Source organism: Achromobacter agilis (genome assembly GCF_900496965.1).
GTDB classification, from domain to species: Bacteria; Pseudomonadota; Gammaproteobacteria; order Burkholderiales; family Burkholderiaceae_B; genus Achromobacter; species Achromobacter agilis.
Map to the genome: position 1 here is coordinate 39,355 of NZ_UFQB01000027.1, position 20,905 is coordinate 60,259.

General features: G+C 67.2%; 24 protein-coding genes. 15 read left to right on the forward strand and 9 right to left on the reverse strand.

Annotated features, from left to right (window positions below; all coding sequences use genetic code 11):
* Positions 1–438, forward strand: a complete 438-nt coding sequence (locus AGI3411_RS25085) for a PaaI family thioesterase (protein ID WP_129530035.1) — start codon at positions 1–3, stop codon at positions 436–438.
* A gap of 78 nt (positions 439–516) precedes the next feature.
* A complete protein-coding gene (locus AGI3411_RS25090; protein ID WP_129530036.1) occupies positions 517–1,206 on the forward strand; it encodes a VIT1/CCC1 transporter family protein in 690 nt (229 codons plus the stop codon).
* A 50-nt stretch (positions 1,207–1,256) separates the two neighbouring features.
* On the opposite strand, the gene ygfZ is transcribed toward AGI3411_RS25090, so the two are convergent.
* Positions 1,257–2,258, reverse strand: a complete 1,002-nt coding sequence (gene ygfZ, locus AGI3411_RS25095) for a CAF17-like 4Fe-4S cluster assembly/insertion protein YgfZ (RefSeq protein WP_129530037.1) — start codon at positions 2,256–2,258, stop codon at positions 1,257–1,259.
* 153 nt (positions 2,259–2,411) lie between these two features.
* On the opposite strand from ygfZ, the gene mltG reads away from it, so the two are divergent.
* From mltG to AGI3411_RS25155, 12 genes are all read left to right on the forward strand, one after another.
* Positions 2,412–3,545, forward strand: coding sequence for an endolytic transglycosylase MltG (gene mltG, locus AGI3411_RS25100; RefSeq protein WP_129530038.1), 1,134 nt, complete (start codon positions 2,412–2,414; stop codon positions 3,543–3,545).
* The gene (tmk, locus tag AGI3411_RS25105; protein WP_129530039.1) at positions 3,542–4,165 is read left to right on the forward strand and encodes a dTMP kinase; all 624 of its coding nucleotides are present in this window, start codon (positions 3,542–3,544) and stop codon (positions 4,163–4,165) included. The genes mltG and tmk overlap by 4 nt, the downstream gene beginning before the upstream one ends.
* The gene (holB, locus tag AGI3411_RS25110; protein WP_129530040.1) at positions 4,162–5,253 is read left to right on the forward strand and encodes a DNA polymerase III subunit delta'; all 1,092 of its coding nucleotides are present in this window, start codon (positions 4,162–4,164) and stop codon (positions 5,251–5,253) included. Before tmk ends, holB begins: the two co-directional genes overlap by 4 nt.
* Positions 5,254–5,321: 68 nt before the next feature.
* Positions 5,322–6,092, forward strand: a complete 771-nt coding sequence (locus AGI3411_RS25115; protein WP_129530041.1) for a TatD family hydrolase — start codon at positions 5,322–5,324, stop codon at positions 6,090–6,092.
* A 38-nt stretch (positions 6,093–6,130) separates the two neighbouring features.
* Entirely contained in the window at positions 6,131–6,994 is an 864-nt protein-coding gene (locus AGI3411_RS25120) for an ankyrin repeat domain-containing protein (RefSeq protein WP_129530042.1), read from the forward strand.
* 186 nt (positions 6,995–7,180) lie between these two features.
* The gene (locus tag AGI3411_RS25125) at positions 7,181–7,927 is read left to right on the forward strand and encodes an IclR family transcriptional regulator (protein WP_129530043.1); all 747 of its coding nucleotides are present in this window, start codon (positions 7,181–7,183) and stop codon (positions 7,925–7,927) included.
* A 92-nt stretch (positions 7,928–8,019) separates the two neighbouring features.
* Complete coding sequence (locus tag AGI3411_RS25130; RefSeq protein ID WP_129530044.1) at positions 8,020–8,763, forward strand: transporter substrate-binding domain-containing protein; 744 nt, start codon at positions 8,020–8,022, stop codon at positions 8,761–8,763.
* The gene (locus AGI3411_RS25135) at positions 8,760–9,428 is read left to right on the forward strand and encodes an amino acid ABC transporter permease (protein WP_129530045.1); all 669 of its coding nucleotides are present in this window, start codon (positions 8,760–8,762) and stop codon (positions 9,426–9,428) included. The genes AGI3411_RS25130 and AGI3411_RS25135 overlap by 4 nt, the downstream gene beginning before the upstream one ends.
* Positions 9,429–9,463: 35 nt before the next feature.
* The gene (locus tag AGI3411_RS25140; protein WP_165359268.1) at positions 9,464–10,225 is read left to right on the forward strand and encodes an amino acid ABC transporter ATP-binding protein; all 762 of its coding nucleotides are present in this window, start codon (positions 9,464–9,466) and stop codon (positions 10,223–10,225) included.
* Positions 10,222–11,166 carry a formimidoylglutamase gene (hutG, locus tag AGI3411_RS25145; RefSeq protein WP_129530047.1) on the forward strand — a complete coding sequence of 315 codons (945 nt, stop codon included), beginning with the start codon at positions 10,222–10,224 and terminating at the stop codon, positions 11,164–11,166. The genes AGI3411_RS25140 and hutG overlap by 4 nt, the downstream gene beginning before the upstream one ends.
* Before the next feature lie 266 nt (positions 11,167–11,432).
* Positions 11,433–12,722: a Glu/Leu/Phe/Val family dehydrogenase gene (locus tag AGI3411_RS25150; RefSeq protein ID WP_129530048.1), complete on the forward strand. Its 1,290-nt coding sequence runs from the start codon at positions 11,433–11,435 to the stop codon at positions 12,720–12,722.
* Positions 12,723–13,063: 341 nt separating this feature from the next.
* A complete protein-coding gene (locus AGI3411_RS25155) occupies positions 13,064–14,173 on the forward strand; it encodes a porin (protein ID WP_129530049.1) in 1,110 nt (369 codons plus the stop codon).
* Between the two features lie 182 nt (positions 14,174–14,355).
* Here AGI3411_RS25155 and AGI3411_RS25160 read toward each other — a convergent pair whose 3' ends face one another.
* The 6 genes from AGI3411_RS25160 to AGI3411_RS25185 form a co-directional block, all read right to left on the reverse strand.
* Positions 14,356–15,174 carry an RsiV family protein gene (locus AGI3411_RS25160; protein ID WP_129530050.1) on the reverse strand — a complete coding sequence of 273 codons (819 nt, stop codon included), beginning with the start codon at positions 15,172–15,174 and terminating at the stop codon, positions 14,356–14,358.
* A gap of 33 nt (positions 15,175–15,207) precedes the next feature.
* Entirely contained in the window at positions 15,208–15,984 is a 777-nt protein-coding gene (locus AGI3411_RS25165) for a lipoate--protein ligase family protein (RefSeq protein WP_129530051.1), read from the reverse strand.
* Positions 15,981–16,256, reverse strand: coding sequence for a lipoate-protein ligase small subunit (gene lplB, locus AGI3411_RS30290; RefSeq protein ID WP_129530052.1), 276 nt, complete (start codon positions 16,254–16,256; stop codon positions 15,981–15,983). The genes AGI3411_RS25165 and lplB overlap by 4 nt, the downstream gene beginning before the upstream one ends.
* 35 nt (positions 16,257–16,291) lie before the next feature.
* A complete protein-coding gene (locus tag AGI3411_RS25175) occupies positions 16,292–16,756 on the reverse strand; it encodes a GNAT family N-acetyltransferase (protein ID WP_129530053.1) in 465 nt (154 codons plus the stop codon).
* Positions 16,757–16,768: 12 nt separating this feature from the next.
* Positions 16,769–17,470 (reverse strand): glutathione binding-like protein, encoded by a 702-nt coding sequence (locus tag AGI3411_RS25180; RefSeq protein WP_129530054.1) that lies wholly within the window; start codon positions 17,468–17,470, stop codon positions 16,769–16,771.
* A 128-nt stretch (positions 17,471–17,598) separates the two neighbouring features.
* Complete coding sequence (locus AGI3411_RS25185) at positions 17,599–18,504, reverse strand: DMT family transporter (protein WP_129530055.1); 906 nt, start codon at positions 18,502–18,504, stop codon at positions 17,599–17,601.
* A 124-nt stretch (positions 18,505–18,628) separates the two neighbouring features.
* Between AGI3411_RS25185 and AGI3411_RS25190 the strand changes: the two genes are divergently transcribed.
* On the forward strand, positions 18,629–19,096 hold the full coding sequence (locus AGI3411_RS25190) for an Lrp/AsnC family transcriptional regulator (RefSeq protein WP_129530056.1): 468 nt from the start codon (positions 18,629–18,631) through the stop codon (positions 19,094–19,096).
* A 5-nt stretch (positions 19,097–19,101) separates the two neighbouring features.
* Here the strand turns inward: AGI3411_RS25190 and AGI3411_RS25195 are convergent, their stop codons facing one another.
* Together AGI3411_RS25195 and AGI3411_RS25200 are read right to left on the reverse strand one after the other, a co-directional pair.
* On the reverse strand, positions 19,102–19,593 hold the full coding sequence (locus AGI3411_RS25195) for a glutathione peroxidase (protein WP_129530057.1): 492 nt from the start codon (positions 19,591–19,593) through the stop codon (positions 19,102–19,104).
* A gap of 16 nt (positions 19,594–19,609) precedes the next feature.
* A complete protein-coding gene (locus tag AGI3411_RS25200) occupies positions 19,610–20,812 on the reverse strand; it encodes an MFS transporter (RefSeq protein WP_129530058.1) in 1,203 nt (400 codons plus the stop codon).
* Between the last annotated feature and the right edge of the window lie 93 nt (positions 20,813–20,905).

Genomic DNA, 20,905 nt, shown 5'->3' on the forward strand with positions numbered 1-20,905 from the left:
ATGGCGCAGTTCCAGGCATCAGAAGGCCCGGCTTCCCGGGTCAAGGCCAGCTTCGACCGGCAGAGCATCATGGCCCTGCTGGGCGCGGGCCTGGGCGTGGTGGAGCCCGGGCGGGTAGACATCGTCCTGCCGTACCGGGCCGACCTCTGCCAACAGAACGGCTTCCTGCACGCCGGCATCTCCACGACGATCGCGGACAGCGCTGGCGGCTATGCTGCCTACACGCTGTTCGAGCCGGGCGAGGACGTGCTGACGTCGGAATTCAAGATGAACTTCTTGGCGCCGGCCAAGGGTGACCGCTACGTCGCCAGCGGCCGCGTGGTCAAGCCCGGCAAGCGCCTGTCGATCTGCCAGGTCGAAATGCATGCATACGAGGGCGAGCAGGCCACCCTTTGCGTGATAGGCTTGCTTACCGCGGTGCGCGTGACACCGCGCTGAATCCCGCGCGCGGCGGATCCGTCCATGGTGGCGGCCCCGCCGCGCGGCTCGTCACGTGTTGCATGTGCAGAGTTGGCAATGCCTCCTAGAGAACATCATCGGATTTTCCGCAGCAACTGGCTGCGCGCGGCTGTGCTCGGCGCGAACGACGGTATCGTGTCGACGGCCAGCCTGATTACCGGCGTCGCGGCCGCGCAGGCCACGCATGGCGCCATCCTCACTTCGGGCCTGGCCGGGCTGGTGGCCGGCGCGCTGTCGATGGCGGCGGGCGAGTATGTATCGGTGCGGTCGCAGGCCGACACCGAGGCCGCGGACCTGCGGCTGGAGCAACGGTCGCTCAAGCGCAACTCCACCGAGGAACTGGCCGAGCTGATCGATATCTACGTGGGACGGGGCCTCACCCGGGACCTGGCCACGCAGGTGGCGCGTCAGCTGACCAGCCACGATGCGCTCGATGCGCATGCTCGCGACGAACTGGGTATTTCCGTCCACAATCGCGCACGGCCGGTGCAGGCCGCGGTGGCTTCGGCCGCGTCGTTCGCGGGGGGAGCGGCGCTGCCGCTGCTGGTGGCTACCCTGGCGCCCGTGCCGCAGCTGATCGGCTGGGTCATCGGCGCGTCGGTGGTCTGCCTGGCGGGGTTGGGCGCCCTGGCCGCGGGGGCGGGCGGCGCGCCCAGGGCGCCCGCCGCGCTGCGCGTGACGGTCCTGGGGGGCTTGGCGATGGCCGCGACCACGATGGTGGGCGCGCTGTTCGGCGTGGCCGTCTAGCGCCCGCCGGCCAGTTCCCGCGCGGACGCGGGAGGCCCCGGCGGGGCGGCTTACGGGGTGATGGAATAGGGCAGCGGGGCGGCGGCAATGCGCGGGCCGTCGGCGGCGCCAAGCCGCAGATCGCCTGCCGGCAGGGCGGCCAATGCCGTTTCGAACAGCACCGAGACCACGCCTTGCTCGCTGGCGGCATCTACGATCCGGCCAGTGGGTTCGCCCGGCTGGGCGGCATCGTACACATCGACCCCGGCCAGCGCCGCGCCTTGGGCGGCCGCGTCGGCGATGGTGCCGTATGCCATGCGCCGCTTGACCGTGCCGCGGTAGTGGCTGCGCGCCACGACTTCCTGGCCCGGATAACAGCCCTTGGTGAAGCTGACGCCCTGGATCAGGTCCAGGTTGACGGTCTGTGGAATGAAAACGTCCTGGGTGGCCGTGGTGATCCACGGAATGCCCGCGGCCAGGTCGGCCGCATGCCACTGGGCGGCCGGCGCGAGCCCCAGCACGCCGGCAAGCGCGGCGGCTTGTTCCAGCTGTTCGTCCGAGGCAATCCACCACCAGCGCAGGCGGGCATCGGCGGAGGGGGCGGCGATCCAGGTGCCCGAAGGCAGGTCGGCGCGTTGCCAGGGCGTGCGCGGCAGGGAGCCAGCCGCCGCTTCCAGCGCGGCGGCCTGTTCGGCGGTTGCCAGCACTCCGGCCACGTGCAGCGGCGTGGCCGCCAGCTTGACCTTGGCGCGCAGCACGAACATCGACAGGCGCTTGATCAAGGCTGGGGCGAGGTCCTGGCGGACCAAGCCGTAAAGCTGGGGCGCGTCGTCCGCGTCAGGGGGCGCCGCGCGCCACATCACGAGCGTGGCCAGCAGGCGGCCCTTGGCGGTGCAGTAGCCCGCCAGCCGGGCGGCATCGGCCGGCAGGCCGGTGACGTCCTGAGTTAGCTGGCCGTGCAGGAAGGTCAGGGCATCGGCGCCGGAGGCGGAGAAAACCAGGAAATCGTCCAGCGGCGCGCATTGGGCGCAACCTTCGGCGCGCGCGGGGATCGAAGAATGGAAAGCATGCATGGCGGCGGGGTTATCGCGTCATCAAAGTGCAGATGATAGCCGTGTTCCCCTTCAGGCAGGGCCATGCCCCCGCCGTGCAAAGGGGCGGCCGGAGCGCTCCGGCCCCTCTTTTGGCGCGACAGGTCCGCGCGATCAATTAAACTTCCGACACTTATGAAGAAGCGACTCTTTTTTTTCGTCTTGTGGTCTTTCCTGCTCATCGTGCTGGCTGCGGCCGCCACGGTAGGCGCTGCTTGGTACTGGATGAACAAGCCCATGCAGCTGCCGGCCGACAAGATCGATTTCGTGGTGGATCCGGGCAGCAGCCCGCGCACGGTTGCGCGCGCGCTGAATGAGGCCGGCGTGCCGATGTGGGAGCCCGGTTTCGTGTGGATGGCGCGCCTGTCCGAACTGGACAAGCAGATGAAGGCCGGCGGTTACCAGGCGATCAATGGCGATACGCCCTGGCGGCTGCTGGAAAGGCTGGCCCGCGGCGACATGACGCAGCGGCAGATCACCTTCCTGGAAGGCTGGACCTACCGGCAGATCCGCCAGGCGCTGCGCGCCAACCCGGACGTCAAGCAGACGCTGGGCGAGGTCACCGACGAGGAACTGATGGAGCGCCTGGGCTCCAATATCAAGCAACCGGAAGGCCTGTTCTTCCCGGACACCTATATCTTCACGCCGGGCAGCACCGATTTCGACCTGCTGCGCCGCGCGTACCAGGAAGGCCAGCGCATCCTGCAGGACACCTGGGCCAAGCGCCAATCGGATCTGCCCGTGAGCACGCCCTACGAAGCGCTGGTGCTGGCGTCTATCATCGAAAAGGAAACGGGCCACGGTCCCGACCGCCGCCGCGTGTCCGGCGTGTTCACCAACCGCCTGAAGGTCGGGATGCTGCTGCAGACCGATCCGACCGTGATCTACGGCATGGGCGAGGCCTACCAGGGGCGGATCCGCAAGCGCGACCTGCAGACGGACACGCCCTGGAATACCTATACGCGTCCGGGCCTGCCCCCGACGCCCATCGCGGCGGCCGGCCGTGCGGCGCTGCTGGCGGCGGTGCAGCCCGAGCAGCACAAGTTCCTCTTCTTCGTCTCGCGTGGCAACGGCACCAGTGAATTCTCGGTCAGTCTGTCCGAGCACAATCGCAACGTATCGCGCTACATCCTGGGGCAGGGGCAGAGTTCGGGCCCGGCGCCGAGCCGCAACCCGGCTCCCAGTCCGGCGCCCACCTCGCCGTCGAGCCCGGCGCCTGCCGGCGACCCGAGCCCGTCGCAAGAACAAGCACAAGGACAAGACCAATGACCTCGCGTGGACGTTTCATTACGCTGGAAGGCGTGGACGGCGCGGGCAAGAGCACGCACACCGTCTGGATCGCCGATTTCCTGCGCGCGCAGGGCCTTGACGTGGTGTCCACCCGCGAGCCCGGCGGTACGCCGCTGGGCGAAAAGCTGCGCGCCTTGCTGCTGGCCGACCCGATGGGGCTGGATACCGAAACCCTGCTGATGTTCGCCGCCCGGTGCGAACACGTCCGCCAGGTGATCGAACCGGCGCTGGCGCGCGGGGCCTGGGTCGTGTGCGACCGCTACACGGATGCCTCCTACGCCTACCAGGGCGGCGGGCGCGGCCTGGGCGCCGAGCGCGTCGCCGTGCTGGAAGAATGGATGCAGGCGGGCCAGCCCGACCGCACCTGGCTCTTCGACGTGCCGCTTGAAGTGGCCAGGGCGCGGCTGGCCGACGCGCGCGAACCCGATCGCTTCGAGCGCGAGGGCGCGGCGTTCTTCGAACGCACCCGCGAGGCCTATCACGCGCGCGCGGCCGCCAATCCCGGCCGCATCCGCATCGTCGATTCCACGCAGTCCATCGCCGAAGTCCGCGCCGGGCTCGAGGCGGGGCTGCGTGAACTCCTGGGGCAGGCCGCATGAGCGCGGCCCGTTCCTCCGACAGCGCGCCGTCCGCCGCGTCCGGCGCGCCGCAATTCCTTCCCTGGCAGATGGAGACCGCGCGCGCCTGGCTGGGCAACCGCGACCGCTTCGCGCATGCCTGGCTGGTGCACGGGCTGGCCGGCATCGGCAAGCTGGATTTCGCCGTCGCCGCGGCCGCCGCCCTGCTATGTGAAACGCCCCAGAACGGGCTGGCCTGCGGTCATTGCGCCGCGTGCGCCTGGTTCGCCAGCGGCAACCATCCCGACTTGCGCCGCATCCGGCCCGAAGCCGTGGCCCTGGCAGAGGGGGCGGACGCCGCCGAGTCCGCCGAGGACGCCGAGCCGGCCGCCGGCACGGCCAAGCGCGCGCCCTCCAAGGAAATACGCATCGACCAGATCCGTTCGCTGGAATCCTGGTTCAACACCGCCACGCACCGCGGCGGGTGGCGGGTGGCGCTCCTGTATCCGGCCCATGCCCTGAACGTAGTGTCGTCCAACGCCTTGCTCAAGGTGCTGGAGGAGCCGCCGCCGCATACGGTCTTCCTGCTGGTGGCGGATGCGCCGGACCGCCTTTTGCCGACCCTGGTGTCGCGCTGCCGGCGTTTGCCGTTGCCGGCGCCGGATCCGGACACCGCGCTGCAGTGGCTGCGCGAACAGAACGTCGAGCCCGCGCGGGAATGGCTTGCGGCGGCCGGCGGGGCGCCGCTGGCCGCGCTGCGCCTGGCGCAGTCGGGCGAGGCCGCGTGCCCGCCCTGGCTGGCGCAGTTGGTCGGGCCGCTCGCGAACGGGCAGGCGCCCGACGTGGGTACCTTGGCCGAGACCCTGGAAAAAGTGGCGGCCAGCGAATGGATCGATGCCCTGCAGCGGCTGTACACCGACCTGATGCTGGCCGGCGCGGGCGCTCCCGCCCGCTATTTCCCGGCCCTGGCCGGCAACGTCGCGCAAGTCGCCGCGCGCATGAACGCGGCCCGGGTGGCCGAGTCCGCGCGCTGGCTCACGCGCCAGCGCGCGCTGGCCACGCACCCCCTCAACGCCAAGCTGTTCGCCCACGCCGCCCTGCAGCGCGTGGTGCTATCCTGCCAGGCGTAAGCCCTTGATCCGGCGGCGCTTTGCCCGGCCGCGGGCGAGGCGCCGCGGCACTTTCATCCAGATTCACCATGTACGTTGATTCCCACTGCCATTTGAATTTCCCCGAGCTTGCCGCCGATCTGCCGGCCATTCTTGACCGGATGGCCGCCAACCAGGTGACCCACGCGCTGGTCGTCAGCGTCAACATGCCGGAATGGCCGTCCCTGATGGCGCTCGTCGAACCGCAGGCGAATCTGTGGGCCTCGGTGGGCGTGCACCCGGACTACGAAGATACGCCGGACCCTACCGCGCAAGAACTGACGCGGCTGTCCGCGCATCCCAAGGTCGTCGCCATCGGTGAGACCGGGCTGGACTACTACCGCCTGTCGGAGCCGCTGGACTGGCAGCGCGAACGCTTTCGCCGCCATATCCGCGTTGCCCGCGACACGGGGCTGCCGCTGATCGTGCATACCCGCGCCTCCGCCGAGGATACGGTGCGCATGCTGCGCGAAGAGAAGGCGGCCGAGGTCGGCGGCGTGATGCACTGTTTCACCGAAAACTGGGAGGTGGCGCAGGCCGCGCTGGACCAGAATTTCTACATCTCGCTGTCGGGCATCGTCACGTTCAAGAACGCGCAGGTGGTGCACGAAGTGGCCGCCAAAGTGCCCCTGGACCGGCTGCTGATCGAAACCGATTCGCCGTACCTGGCGCCGGTACCGTACCGCGGCAAGCTGAACGACCCGTCCAAGGTGATACACGTGGCCGAGAAGATCGCGGACCTGCGGGGCATACCCGTTGCCGATGTGGCGCGCGCTTCAACTGATAATTTCTTCCGTCTTTTCAATAAGATAAAGAAATAATCTAATGTGTTTTAACTAAAGTTAATTCTAGGATATCCATGGCTAACAGTGTCGCTTCCGCCCATCGGGCCGTGTTGTCGTGCTGCCGGGGAGCGCTGCTGGCCCTGGCGGTCGGGCTGGCCGCGCCGGCGGCGCAGGCGGCCAATCCCGGCGATTGGTGGGTCTACGTCGCCAACGATTATCCGGACGACATCCGGGACTTGCTCAAGCAGGGTGCGGATCCTAACGTGCGCTACAAGAATGGCCAGCCGGCGCTGATGCGCGCGGTGGTCGACGGCGCCTGGAAAGTCTTCGACGTGCTCGCGGCCGACAAGCGCACCGACGTCAACGCGGAGAACCCCGCGGGCGAGACGCCGCTGATGTACCTGGCGATCGCCGGCCAGACCGAAAGGGCGAAAAAACTGATCGCGCGCGGGGCACAGGTCAACCGGCTGGGCTGGACGCCGCTGCACTATGCGGCCTCGAAGGGGCAGATGGAGATGGCGCGCATGCTGCTGGCGCAGCACGCCATGCCGAACGCGCCCGCGCCCAACGGCGAGACGCCCCTGATGATGGCGGCGCTGTCGGGGCGCAAGCCCATGGTGGACCTGCTGTTGAAGGCGGGCGCGGACGTGGGCACGCACGATACCAAGGGCCAGACGGCCGCCGATTGGGCGCGCACCGGCAAGTCGACGGCGCTGGGGGCGCAACTGGACACGCTGATCGCGCAGCAGGACGAGGCCCGCCGCAAGCACCGCGCCGCCGTTCCGGCGGGTTCGGCCGCAGAGTCCGCCGCCGTTCCGGCTCCGGCTCCGGCAGAAGCCCAGGCGCCAGCAGCGGCCCCGGCTCCCGCGCCGTCGTCTGCCGTCAAGGGCGTATCGGGTGTGAAGCTGAACAACTACGACGAGCCCGCCACGCCTTGAGCGCGGGGGATGCGGCGTCCGATTGGGCGCCAATTTTCCCTGTTCCGATGAGTTTCCCTAGCGCCCTCGGGCGCTTTTTTTTCGACCCAACTTGGGGGTTTTCCCGAATTATTCTCAAAATTCGGGAATAAAAACATAGATTAAAACCATAAATTGATAATCTGCGCTTCGTTATCTTGGAGCCAGATGTTGAAAGCGGATCAATCAGTCGGGGCGGGCGCGGATCGCGTGCTGTATGTGCTGGCCACCCTGGCCCGGCATGATGGCCCGCTCAGCATCGCCGCGCTGGCCGAAGAAACCGGCCTGGCGCAGAGCACCTTGTACCGGCAGGTGGCGTTGCTCAAGCGCTGGGGGTTCGTCGCCGAGCATGACGGCGAGTACGGGCCCGGGCCGCTGTGCGTGCAACTGGCCTGGGGCTTCGACCAGTCCTCGTTCCTGATCCACGAAGCGCAGCCCGACATGGCAGCGCTTGCCGCCGCGTCGGGCGAAACCATCGGCCTGCTGGTCGCGGTCAAGGACCAGGCGGTGTGCCTGGACATGGTCGAAAGCCAGCATCCGCTGCGCTGTTCCTTCACGAAGGGGCGCGGCCTGCCGCTGGCGCGCGGCGCTTCCGCCAAATCGCTGCTGGCCTTTATGCCGCTGGCCCGCCTGCAGGCGGCGCTGGCCTACCTGGCGGCCGAGGCCGGCATGGATGCCGCGCGGCTGGGCAAGGAGCTGGACGCGATCCGCGAGCAGGGCTACGCCGTGACGGACAGCGAGGTCGATGCCGGCGTCTGGGGCGTCAGCGTGCCGATCTTCCAGCGCGCCAACCAGGCCGTCGCGTCGATCACCTTGATGGCCCCATCCACCCGCGCCGCGCAGCGGCCGGATGCCTTTATCGAGATGACCGTGGCGGCCGCCCGGCGCATCTCGGCGAAATTGCAGGTTCATTGATTCCGCTAGCCGCGGCCGTTCACGCTTTCCCAGAATTCCACGCTGTACCCGCCCCCAATCGATCGCAGTCTCCCTTTTCCATAGGACCCACCATGACCACTCGCCGCACACTGCTGACCGCCGCCCTTACCCTGGGCCTGGCCTGGAGCGCCGGTTCCGCGCACGCCCAGGAAACCATCCGCGCCGTCACCGACGCCACCTTCCCGCCGATGGAGTTCGTCAAGGACGGCAAGCGCACCGGCTTCGACATCGAGCTGGTCGAAGCCCTGGCGGGCGCGATGGGCAAGAAGATCGAATGGATCGACATCGACTTCAAGGGCCTGATCCCCGCCCTGCAGGCCGGCCGCGCCGACATCGCGGTGTCCGCCATCTACATCACGCCCGAGCGCGCCAAGGTCGTGGATTTCACCGATCCCTACTACGCGGGCGGCCTGGTCGTCATGACGAAGAAGGACGGTCCGATCAAGACGCTGAAGGATCTCGACGGCCGCAAGGTGTCGGTGCAGGTCGGCACCAAGTCAGTCAACTACCTGAAGGAACACTATCCGTCGGTGCAGCGCGTGGAAGTCGAGAAGAACCAGGAGATGTTTAACCTGGTGCAGATCGGCCGTGCCGAAGCCGCCGTGACGGGTAAGCCCGCCGCCAAGCTGTTCGCGCAAAGCACGTCGGACCTGACCGTCCTGAACGAGCAGATCACGACCGAGGACTATGGCATCGCCGTGCCCAAGAACAAGCCCGAACTGACCCGTGAACTGAACGCCGCGCTGCAGAAGCTCAAGGCCGACGGCAGCTACCAGGCCATCGTGAACAAGTGGTTCGAGGCGCCCGCGAAATGAACCTGGATTTCTCCCCCGTCTTTGCCGACTTCGGCGCGCTGATGAACGGCGCGGCGGTCACCGTCGAGGTGACCGCCGGGGCCTTGCTGCTGGCGTGCATCATCGGTCTGCTGGTGGGCGTGGGCCGGCTTAACCCCCGGCGCTACGTCATCTATAACCTGTGCAGCGTCTACCTGCTGCTGTTCCGCGGCACGCCTCTGCTGGTGCAGTTGTTCATCTGGTTCTTCGGCCTGCCGCATTTTGGCGTGACGCTGCCGGCGTTCGCCTGCGGCGTGCTGGGCCTGGGCATGTACTCCGGCGCTTATGTGTCGGAAATCGTGCGCGGCGCGATCCAGTCCGTGGACCGCGGCCAGACCGAAGCGGCGCGCTCGCTGGGCATGTCGTCCGGCCAGGCGATGAGCAACATCGTGCTGCCGCAGGCCGTTGTGCGCATGATCCCGCCGCTGGGCAACGAGTTCATCGCCTTGATCAAGAATTCGGCCCTGGTATCGCTGTTGACGATCCATGACCTGATGCACGAAGGGCAGAAAATCATCAGCGTGTCGTATCGCTCGCTGGAAACGTATCTGGTGGTGGCGCTGATCTATCTGGTCCTGACCACGGTCACCATGTTGGTGTTGCGCAAGGTCGAGCATCGCTTGCGCGCGGGAGGGATGGTGCAATGAACGCCGCCACGAAGGGGGCCGCGGCCCCGCAAGAAATGATCCGCATCCGCGGCCTGCAAAAATCCTACGGCGACCACGCCGTTCTGCGCGGCATCGATTTCGACGTGCTGCCCTCGCAGGTGGTGGTGGTGATCGGGCCCAGCGGCTCGGGCAAGAGCACCTTGCTGCGCTGCTGCAATGGCCTGGAAGTATCCCAGGGCGGTACCGTGGAAATCTGCGGGCAGACCCTGCAGGACAACGGCAAGCTGCTGCCCGAAGCCGAGCTGAACCACCTGCGCATGCAGGTGGGCATGGTGTTCCAGGGCTTCAACCTGTTCCCGCACCTGTCGGTGCTTGACAACGTGACCATCGGTCCGCGCAAGCTGCGCGGCATGAGCCGCGAAGCGGCCAACGCGCTGGCGGCCGATCTGCTGGCCAAGGTCGGCCTGGCGCAGAAGATGTCCGCCATGCCGGCCAGCCTGTCCGGCGGCCAGAAGCAGCGCGTGGCGATCGCCCGCGCCCTGGCCATGCAACCCAAGGTCATGCTGTTCGACGAGCCGACCTCGGCGCTGGATCCAGAGCTGGTGGGCGAAGTGTTGCAGGTCATGAAGCTGCTGGCCCGGGAGGGCATGACCATGATGGTCGTGACGCACGAAATGGGCTTTGCCCGGGACGTGGCCGACGTCGTTGCCGTGATGGACGGCGGGGTGATCCTGGAATCCGGTTCGCCGGAGGTGATTTTCAGCCAGCCGCGCGAGCCGCGCACCCGCGAATTCCTCCAGGCGGTGCTGAATGCGTCGCCGGGAGCGGCCGCATGAGCGCTGGGCAATTGGACAAACGACTCTGGAAGGCCCGCGACGATAGCGCGGAGCAGGGCGATACGCGCCGTCTGGCGCACATCGTCGAGCCCGCCGCCGGCCAGTTCCAGGGAGAGGCGGTATTGCTGGGCTTTGCCTGCGATGCGGGCGTGGTCCGCAATCAGGGCCGCGTGGGCGCCGCCGGCGGGCCCGCCGGCATCCGGAAATTCCTGGCGGGATTGCCCGCGCACGGCCTGTCGCGCCTGCTGGACGCGGGCGATGTGGCTTGCGAGGGCGACCAGCTCGAAGACGCCCAGGAACGCCTGGGCCTGCGCGTGGCCGAGTTGCTGGAACAGGGCGGCCGGCCGGTAGTGCTGGGCGGCGGGCACGAGATCGCCTGGGGCAGTTTCCAGGGCCTGGCCCGCTGGCTGCAGTCGCGCGGCGATGCAGGGCCCGTGCTGGTGCTGAACCTGGACGCCCATTTCGACCTGCGTACGGGGCGGCCGGGCAGTTCCGGCACGCCATTCGACCAGATCGCCCGCTACTGCGAGGCGCAGGGCCAGCCCCTGCAATATGCCTGCCTGGGCGTGTCGCGGCTGGCCAATACGCCCGCGCTGTATGCGCGGGCGGCCGAGATCGGGGCGTTCTGGACCGAAGACCGCGACATGCAGGAGCGCCATCTGGACGCCCGACTGGCCGATGTGGACGCCTTGCTCGAACGAGCCGCCCACGTGTACCTGACGATAGACCTGGATGTGCTGCCCGCGGCGGTCATGCCCGGCGTATCGGCGCCCGCGCCTTACGGGGTGCCGCTGGCGGTGATCGAGGAGATCGTCCTGCGGGTCAAGGCCAGCGGCAAGCTGCGCCTGGCCGACATGGCGGAGTACAACCCGGGCTTCGACGTGGACGGCCACGGCGCCCGCGCGGCCGCGCGCCTGGCCTGGCAATTGATCGCGCGCTGAGCGGCCGCGGGCATGGTGAATGAGGGGCGGTTCCCATAGGGAAACCGCCCCTTTTGCATGGCGGCGGGGCAGGGGCGGCATCGCGCCGGGAGGGCTGGACGCAGGCGGGCGGGCGGCTTAGGATAGGACGACATGTAGGGCCGGGCTTGTGACCCGTTCGATGTCTGCAACACATATGTGTCCCTATTTAAATATTTTTCTTTTAAATTAGGGACGCTATATTTTTCGCGGATAAAATGGCGCAACTTAGTCAGGAGAGCGTGCTCATGTCTCAAACTCCCACCCATGCCTTGCCGTCGTATCTGAATGCCGAGGAACTCGGCCCCTGGGGTAATTACCTGCAACAAGTCGATCGGGTTACCCCGTATCTCGGTTCTCTGGCGCGGTGGGTTGAAACCCTGAAGCGTCCGAAGCGTTCGCTGATCGTCGACGTGCCGATCGAGCTCGACAACGGCAGCATCGCGCACTTCGAGGGCTACCGCGTCCAGCACAACACCTCGCGCGGCCCCGGCAAGGGCGGCGTGCGTTTCCACCAGGATGTCACGCTGTCCGAAGTGATGGCGCTGGCGGCCTGGATGTCGATCAAGAACGCCGCGGTGAACCTGCCCTACGGCGGCGCCAAGGGCGGCGTGCGCGTCGATCCGCGCAAGCTGTCGCAATCCGAACTCGAGCGCATGACGCGCCGCTACACCTCGGAAATCGGCGTCATCATCGGCCCGGCCAAAGACATTCCCGCTCCTGACGTGAACACCAACGCCCAGACCATGGCCTGGATGATGGACACGTATTCCATGAACGAAGGCGCCACCGCCACCGGCGTGGTCACCGGCAAGCCGATCGCGCTGGGCGGCAGCCTGGGCCGGGTCGAAGCCACGGGCCGCGGCGTGTTCGTCGTGGGCTGCGAAGCCGCGCGGGACCTGAACATCGATGTGTCGAAGGCGCGCGTGATCGTGCAGGGCTTCGGCAACGTGGGCGGCACCGCCGCCCGCCTGTTCCATGAAGCGGGCGCCAAGGTCATCGCCGCGCAGGACCATACCGGCACCGTGCACAACGCCGAAGGCCTGGACGTGCACAAGCTGCTGTCGCATGTGTCGCAGCATGGCGGCGTGGGCGGCTTCTCCGGCGGCCAGGCCATGGACAAGGACGAGTTCTGGACGCTGGAAACCGAATTCCTGATCCCGGCCGCCCTGGAAAGCCAGATCACCGCCGCGAACGCTCCCAAGGTGCGCGCGAAGATCGTGGTCGAAGGCGCCAACGGCCCGACGACGCCGGAGGCGGACGACATCCTGGCCGAGCACGGCGTGTACGTCGTGCCGGACGTGCTGGCCAATGCCGGCGGCGTGACGGTCAGCTATTTCGAATGGGTGCAGGACTTCTCCAGCTTCTTCTGGAGCGAGGACGAGATCAACCAGCGCCTGGAGCGCCTCATGCGCGAAGCCTATGCGGCGGTGTCGCAAGTGGCCCGCGAGCACAAGGTCACCCTGCGCACGGCGGCGTTCATCGTTGCTTGCACGCGGATCCTGCAGGCGCGCCAGGTGCGCGGCCTCTATCCGTGATTCCGATACGGCGGCGCGTTTCCGACGCGTCGCCGAGGAAGGCAGGAGACAAAACGAAAATCGCCCCACAAGGGGCGATTTTCATTGGCGGTGCCGGCGGGAGAGGCTAGGCGGGCAGACGCGGCACAGGAACATTGCAGCCATGCGTGCGCAGCGGTTTTTTTGCGGCGTGTCGGCCCGGCGCCACAATACGCCCGGAATTTCGCGGTTAGGGAATATCCGGTCTTGTTTTTCACGGATTGACACATTGCGTCCCTAGAATCCCTTCTTGCCATGTGCCGGGCGCGCCGCCCGCGATGCGAGCCAACCGGCCATGTCTGTTCAATCAACGGGAATTTGCAATGAAAAAGACTTTGTTCGCCACCGCCATTCTGGCCACGTTCGGCGCAGCGGCGCAGGCGGAAACCTCGGTGACGCTGTACGGCCTGATCGATACCGGCGTGGGCTATCAGCGCATCAAGGGCGACAACTACCATGAATCCAAGGTAGGTATGGTCAACGGCGTTTCCAGCGGTTCGCGTTGGGGCCTGCGCGGCGCAGAAGACCTGGGCGACGGCCTGAGCGCCGTGTTCACGCTGGAAAGCGGCTTTAATTCGGCCAACGGCCAATCGGGCCAGAGCAGCCGCCTGTTCGGCCGCCAGGCCACCATCGGCCTGAAGAGCAATTCGTGGGGCCTGCTGGAGCTGGGCCGCCAGACCAACATCGCGTCGAAGTACTTCGCCGCGATCGATCCGTTCGGCGGCAGCTACGGCCAGGCCAACGTGGGCGTGGCCTTCAGCGCCGCCAACACGGTCCGCTACGACAACATGGTGCAGTACTCGACCCCGTCGTTCAGCGGCGTACAGTTCGGCATCGGCTATTCGTTCAACGCCGCCGACACGACCGCTGCGCAGACCGGCTTCAGGACGGCCGACAACACGCGCGCCATCACGACCGGCCTGCGCTATGTGAGCGGCCCGGTGAACGTCGCCGTGACCTACGACCAGCTCAATCCCGCGAACCAGCTGGGCACGGACGCCACGCCGAAGTCGTGGATGGTTGGAGGTTCCTATGACTTCGAAGTGCTGAAGCTGGCGCTGGCCTACGGCCAGACCCGCGACGGCTGGTTCACGGGCCAGGGCGCCAACGCCTTCGGCAGCGGCAGCCCCGAAGCCAAGGGCTTCGGCACCAACGTGGCGGTTTCGGGTTTCAAGGCCAGCTCGTACCTGGTCGGCCTGAGCGTGCCGCTCGGCGGCGCCAGCAACATCCTGGCCTCGTGGCAGCGCGCCGATCCGGACAGCGATGCCTTGACCGGCGACGACGCCACCATGAACGTCTATAGCCTGGGCTATACCTACAACCTGTCCAAGCGCACCAACCTGTACGCCTTGGGTTCGTACGCCACCAACTTCGCGTTCACCGATGGCGTGAAGAGCACCGTGGCCATGGTGGGTATTCGCCACCGCTTCTAAAGCGCCGGCATGAGCGGGCGGCGCGCAGGCGCCGCCCCTTGCGCCGAGCCGCGGTTGCACTGAGCGGACTGGACGTCTTACCCGGCCACAGACGCGAAAAAGGCGGCCACCTCCCTAGCTCCACTCCCAGTCCGCTCACCCGAACCCCGGCCCCGTCCAGGTCTTGCGCCTGCCGGGGACCCTCAAGGCTGGGGCAGCAATTCCGGCTTGAGTATTCCGCGCAGATCCGCGTAGGAAATACTCAGTTCGGGTTCGCCATGCGAGTACGGCGCGATCGAATAGGCGTCGTACTTAACCACGATGCCGTCGCGCGTGAGCGCGAAATTGTCGCTTTCCTGGAACGGCCACATCTTGCCGTAGGCCGCCGGATCGCGGCGCGCATCGGGGTTCTGCTCCAGCCATTTGGCGTGCGCGCGTTGCAGCGCGGCGACGTACTGCGGGCGCCGGCCCGGAATCAGGGCTTCGTCCAGGCTCATCACGCGGCCACGGCTGCGCTCCCAGTTCAGGTATTGGGTGGCGGGGATGCCGTGCGCGGCTCCGGTCAGGAACTGCTCGGTATGCAGTTCTATCGAAACGACATCGCCCACCGTGTCCTTTACGTTTGCCTTGAAGTACGTGGCATCGCGCGGGCGGGCGGTGGACCAGAAGTACTGCGTATATTCGGACAGCGTGTCATAGGGGCCGCGGCGGTTGGCGTCGGTGCCGGTCATGTAGGCCAGCACGTGATCCACCAGGGCCGTCAGCTTGGGGATGCCCGGAAACGCCACGCTGTCGATCTCGATGCGGGGGCAGTCGCCTTCGCAACCGGGCTTGTTCGACGCCCATTTGATGCGTTCGGTGGAAAGATCGCCGACCTGCTCGGGCGTGGCGTTCGCGGGCGCCGGTTGCGAGGCGAGGGTGATATCCGCCGGCGGCGTGCTGCCGCAGCCGGCCAGCGCCAAGACGGCTGCGCCCAGGATAAGACCGCCAATCGCGCCTTGCGGCGTGAAACTGCGACGCATTGAACTACCTCCAGAAAATCAGGGCATGGCCGGTCAAGGGACGACGCCCGTCCATTCCGGCGTGGAGAACTTTTCGACGGCCTGCGCTTGCGCGAGCGCCAGCGTGCTGCTGCCTACCTGCCCGGGAGTGAGACGATGCAGCCCGGCAAAAGTTTCCACCATGCGGTCGATGATGACTTCGCGCGCCAGCCCCGTTTGCGTGCGCAGCGGGTCGACACGCTTCTTCGCGCTGGTGGTGCCCTTGTCCGACAGTTTCTCGCGGCCGATGCGCAGCACTTCCACCATTTTATCGGCGTCGATGTCATAAGACATCGTTACGTGGTGCAGCACCGCGCCCGAGCGGCGGGCCTGGGCCGCGCCGCCGATCTTGCCGATGTCCGAGGCGATGTCGTTCAGCGGCTGGTACCAGGCCTTGATCCCCAGCCCCTGCAGCGCGGTCAGGACCCAGGCATCGAGGAAGGCATAGGATTCCTGGAAGCTCATGCCGTGCACCAGCGCCTGCGGGACGCTGAGCGAATAGGTGATGGAATTGCCGGGTTCGATGAACATGGCGCCGCCGCCGCTGACGCGGCGCACGACCTCGATGCCGTGGCGGCGCGCGCCTTCGGGATCGACTTCGTTCTTCAGCGATTGGAAGCGGCCGATCACCACGGCAGGCGCGGACCATTCCCAGATGCGCAGGGTCGGGGGACGCTGGCCGGCGCCGACTTCGTCTGTGATGACGGCATCCAGCGCCATGTGCAGCGAGGGCGCTTGCGGGCCCTCGTGGATCAGTTCCCAGTTGTAGTCATTCCAGTCGGTGCGCGTCATGCCAGCGCTCTCCGCAGCACCACGGCGACGGACTCCGCCGTGAAGCCGAACATCTCGGCGTCGGCGGGCAGGGCGGATTGCACGGCCACCGCCAGTTCGAGCTCGCCGGAATCGGCAGGCATGCCGTTCACGCCGCGGTTGATGGCTTCGAGCGCTTCCGGTGGCTCGAGAAAGAAGTCGCCGCTGATGCGCACATCGGCCAGGCGGCCGTCACGCACTTCCAGATCCGCGACGACCAGTTTGCCGCCGGGGACTTTATATTCGCCATGCATGGGCGCTCCTTGCAAAATCCAAATCGGTAAAAGGGCTACAGGCTGAGCTTCATGCCGTCGTGGCTGGCCTTGAAGCCCAGGCTTTCATAGAACCTGCGGGCGTCGGGGCGGGCGCGATCGGTGGTCAGCTGCACCAGCCCGCAACCCTGGATGCGGCACTGCTCGATCGCCCATTCGAACATGGCGCGCCCCAGGCCGGCGCCGCGCGACGACGAGGCGATGCGCACGCTCTCGATCTGTCCGCGCCACTGGCCCAGCCGCGACAGGCCGGGTATGAACGATAACTGCAAACAGCCCACCAGGCGCGAACCCTGTTCGACCACCGCCAGGAACTGGTTGGAATCCTGCGCGATAGCGGCAAAGCCGGCGGTATAGCGCGGGTCGAGGGGAAGGGAGGGGTTTTCACGCGTTGCACCCAGTTCATCGTCGGCCAGCAGCGCGACGATGCCGGGCAGGTCTCCCAGGCGCGCGCGGCGGAACACCAGTTGCGGGTCGGGCATGGCGGCTCCTTTTCAGCGGGCGGTGTTCTGCGCGGTCTGGCCGAACAGGATGCGGCGCGACGCTTCATCGCTGACGGACGGGGCCGTGTTGATGGTGTCGGCCAGCGCGTAGGCGCGGCGGGTGGCGGGCCGGGCGGCGATCGCGTCGAACCAGCGTTTCAAGTGCGGGAAGTCGTTCAGGTCCTGGCCCTGCTTGGCGTGCGGCACGATCCAGGGATAGGCCGCCATGTCGGCGATCGAATAGTCGCCGGCCACGAACTCGCGGTCCGCCAGGCGCTTGTCCAGCACACCGTACAGGCGGTTGGTTTCCTTGACATAGCGTTCGATGGCGTAGGGCAGGCGCTCGGGGGCGTAGCCCGAGAAATGGTGGTTCTGGCCGGCCATGGGGCCCAGGCCGCCCATCTGCCAGAAGAGCCATTGCGAGACTTCCGCGCGGCCGCGCAGGTCCGTGGGCAGGAAGCGGCCGGTTTTTTCGGCGAGATAGAGCAGGATGGCGCCCGACTCGAACAGGGGGATCGGCGCGCCGCCGCCGGCGGGCGCCTGGTCCACGATGGCGGGGATGCGGTTGTTCGGCGCAATGGCAAGGAACTCGGGCTTGAATTGGTCGCCGCGGCTGATGTTCACCGGGTGGATCTTGTAGGGCAGGCCGGTTTCTTCGAGGAACAGCGTGATCTTGTGGCCGTTGGGGGTGGTCCAGTAATAGAGATCGATCATGGGGATGTCCTGGTCATGGCGCCGGCGGCGGCCGGCGTTTGGAACGGCCATGATAGCGGGGCATCGCCGGCGCAGGCCCGAATAACCGGGGGATGGGTACGGGTTTGCCCCCGGCCGGGCCTGCGGCGTCAGGCCGCGCCAGGGCGTGCGCGGCCCGGCAGCCGCCAGGTCCAGTTCAGGCTGACGCCCGCGGCCGCCAGGAAAATCATGGCTACGCCGGTGACCTGCGCGGCGTCCATGCGATGCCCGTAGACCACGAAGTCCAGCATGATGGCAACGGCGGGATAGATGAAGCTGAGCGCGGCGGTGGAGGTCGTGGGAAGCTTCTGGATGGCCGAGTACATCAGGATGTACATCAGGCAGGTGTGGATCAGGCCGAGGGCGGCCAGATAACCCCATTGCAGGGGCGCCGCGGGCAGGGCGCCGAAGTCCGCCATGGGCAGGAGCATGACGGCGCCCAGCGTGACCTGCACCAGCGCCAGCACCTGGGGCGGGATAGCCTTCAGCCGCTTGACGATGACGGCGGTCACGCCATAGAGCGCCGCCGCGCCCAGGCCCAGCATCAGCCCGGACAGGTAGGCGCTGCCGCCCGCGCCGGCCGTATCGGTCAGGCGCAGCACCAGCATCAATCCGGCGAAGGCGATGACCGACCAGGCCAGCTTGCCCCGCGTCGGGCGTTCGCCCAGGAACAGTACGCCCAGGCCGATGAGGAAGAACGGCTGAACGTTGTAGACCGCGGTGGCCAGCGAGATGGAGGCCAGCCGGTAGGCGGAAAACAGCAGCACCCAATTCAGCACCAGCGCGGCGCCGGCGACGAGCGCCAATCCCAGTGTCCTGGCGGTGAACAGGCCGGGCTTGAGCAGTCCGCGCATCCAGCAGTACACGAACAGAGAGGCGGCGCCGAAGACGCAGCGGAAGAAGACGACGTTCCAGGCGCTTTGGCCGGATTCCAGCACGAAGACGCCCAGCGTGCCCGACAGGGTCATTGCGGCCGCCATTTGCACCAGGCCGGTGCGTTCTGATGAGGGGTTCATGAGGGTTCTCCAGGAGGCGTCGTGGCCTCGATGCGCGATGGAGAAATTATCCCAGGCAGATAAAGCTGGTTATATGATATTGATGCGGTCAATCGATCATGAAACCTTTGTTTAGGTGGAATTTATGCAAAACGACCTAAAGATTGAAAGCCCCGTATTGGATGGCATCGACCGCCGCCTGGTGGAGACGCTTTCCGCCAATGCGCGCACCACCACCGCCGACCTCGCGCGCCAGGTGGGGATGTCCGCGCCCAGCGTGGCGGACCGCCTGCGGCGGTTGGAGGAGTCGGGGGTGATCCGGGCCTACACCCTGGACGTGGATCCGGTGGCGCTGGGATACACGCTGGAGGCCATCGTGCGCATCCGGCCCTTGCCGGGCCAACTGCGCCACGTGGAAGGGCTGATCCAGGAGATTCCGGAGTTCGTGGAATGCGACAAGGTGACGGGCGATGACTGCTTCATCGCCCGGGTGGTGCTGCGTTCGATCTCGCATCTGGACGGCATCCTGGAGCGCGTGACCGAATTCGCCGAAACGAACACCGCGATCGTCAAGGCGCACACCGTGCGACGGCGCCTGCCGCCGCTGCGCTAGCGGATTCAGACCGGCGCGGATAGCGCCGCTTCGACGTCGTCCTTGAGGCTCGCGGGGGTGTCGGTGGGCGCGTAGCGCTTGATGACCCGGCCGTCGCGGCCGACCAGGAACTTGGTGAAGTTCCACTTGATGCCCTCGGTGCCGAACACGCCGGGCTTTTCGCCCTTGAGCCAGCGATACAGCGGATGGGCGTCGTTGCCGTTGACGTCGATCTTCGCGTACAGCGGGAAGGTGACGTCGTACTGCGTGCTGCAGAAATTCCGGATCTCGGCCTCGTCGCCGGGCTCCTGGTGGCCGAACTGGTCGCAGGGAAAGCCGAGCACGGCCAGCCCGTCGTCGCGGTACGAGCGGTATAGCGTTTCAAGGCCCGCATACTGCGGCGTGAAACCGCATTTGGAGGCCACGTTCACCACCAGCAGCACACGGCCGCGGTAGGTGTCCAGGGACTGTTCCGCGCCGTCGATGCCACGGGCGGAGAAATCGTAGATCGTGCTCATGCAGGGCTCCCGCCGGTCAGGCTTCGGAACGCGAGGGCGTCAGCGCGCCGGCTTGTTCGGGGAGTGTAGCCCCGGCATGGCGGCCGTAGTAGCGCGTTCCCCACAGCGTCAGCAGCAGGACGGCGAGAGTGATGGCCGCCGACATCCACGGCAGGTCCGTCAGCGGCAGGCCATTGCCCAGCGCCAGGCTGCCCAGCCACGCGCCGCCCGCGTTGCCCAGGTTGAACGCGCCCTGGTTCAGCGTGGAGGCGAGGTTGGGCGCCTCGGCCGCCTGGTCCACGATGAACGTCTGCAGCAGCGGCACCACGGCAAAGCCCAGCACCCCCCAGACGAAAACCGTGAGCAGCATCGGCACCAGCGAGTGGATGGCCTGGCTCAGCGCCAGGAAGACCAGCAGCAGGCCGATGAAGATGCGGCGTAGCGATACCTCGAGATTGCGGTCGCCCAGCTTGCCGCCCAGGGTGCTGCCGACGGTCAGCGCCACGCCGAAGAGCAGCAGCACGCCGGTGACGCCGCGCTCGGACACGCCCGTCACTTCACGCAGAAGGGGCGCGATATAGGTCAGGACGCAGAACAGCGCGGCGGACGCGAGCACGCTGGCGGCCAGGGGCCACACCACGCGCACGTCGCGCAGCACCTTGAACTCGCGCAGGATGTTGCCGGGCTGCATCGGGATGCGGGAAGGCAGCCAGGCCGCCAAGGCGGCGACGGCCACCAGCCCGATCCCGCTGACCACCCAGAACGTGGAACGCCAGCCCGCCACCTGGCCCAGCGCGGTGCCCAGCGGCACGCCCAGCACGTTGGCGAGCGTGAGCCCGGTGAACATCAGCGCGATGGCGCTTGCGCGCTGGTTGCGCGGTACCAGGTCCGCGGCCACCACCGCGCCCAGGCCGAAGAAGGCGCCATGGCAGAACGCGGTGAATACCCGGGCTGCCATGAGCAGCCCGTAGCTGGGCGCCAGCGCGCAGAGCAGATTGCCCAGGACGAAGGTGCTGGCTAGGCCGATCAGCGCGGCCTTGCGCGGCAGCTTCGCGGTGACGATGGCCATGATGGGGGCGCCGATGACGACGCCCATGGCGTAGCCGGTGATCAGCAGGCCCGCGATGTCGATCCCGACGTGCAGATCTTCGGCGACGTTGGGCAGCAGGCCCATGATGACGAACTCGCTGGTGCCGATGCCGAAAGCGGCGGCGGCCAGCGCGATAAGGTGCAGGGGCATGGAAGGCAACGGAGAACCGAGCGGCAGGGAAAACCGCGGCGGCAGGTAAAGGGCAAGGGCGGAATTCTAGGGCAGCGCGGCGGCGGCGCGCCG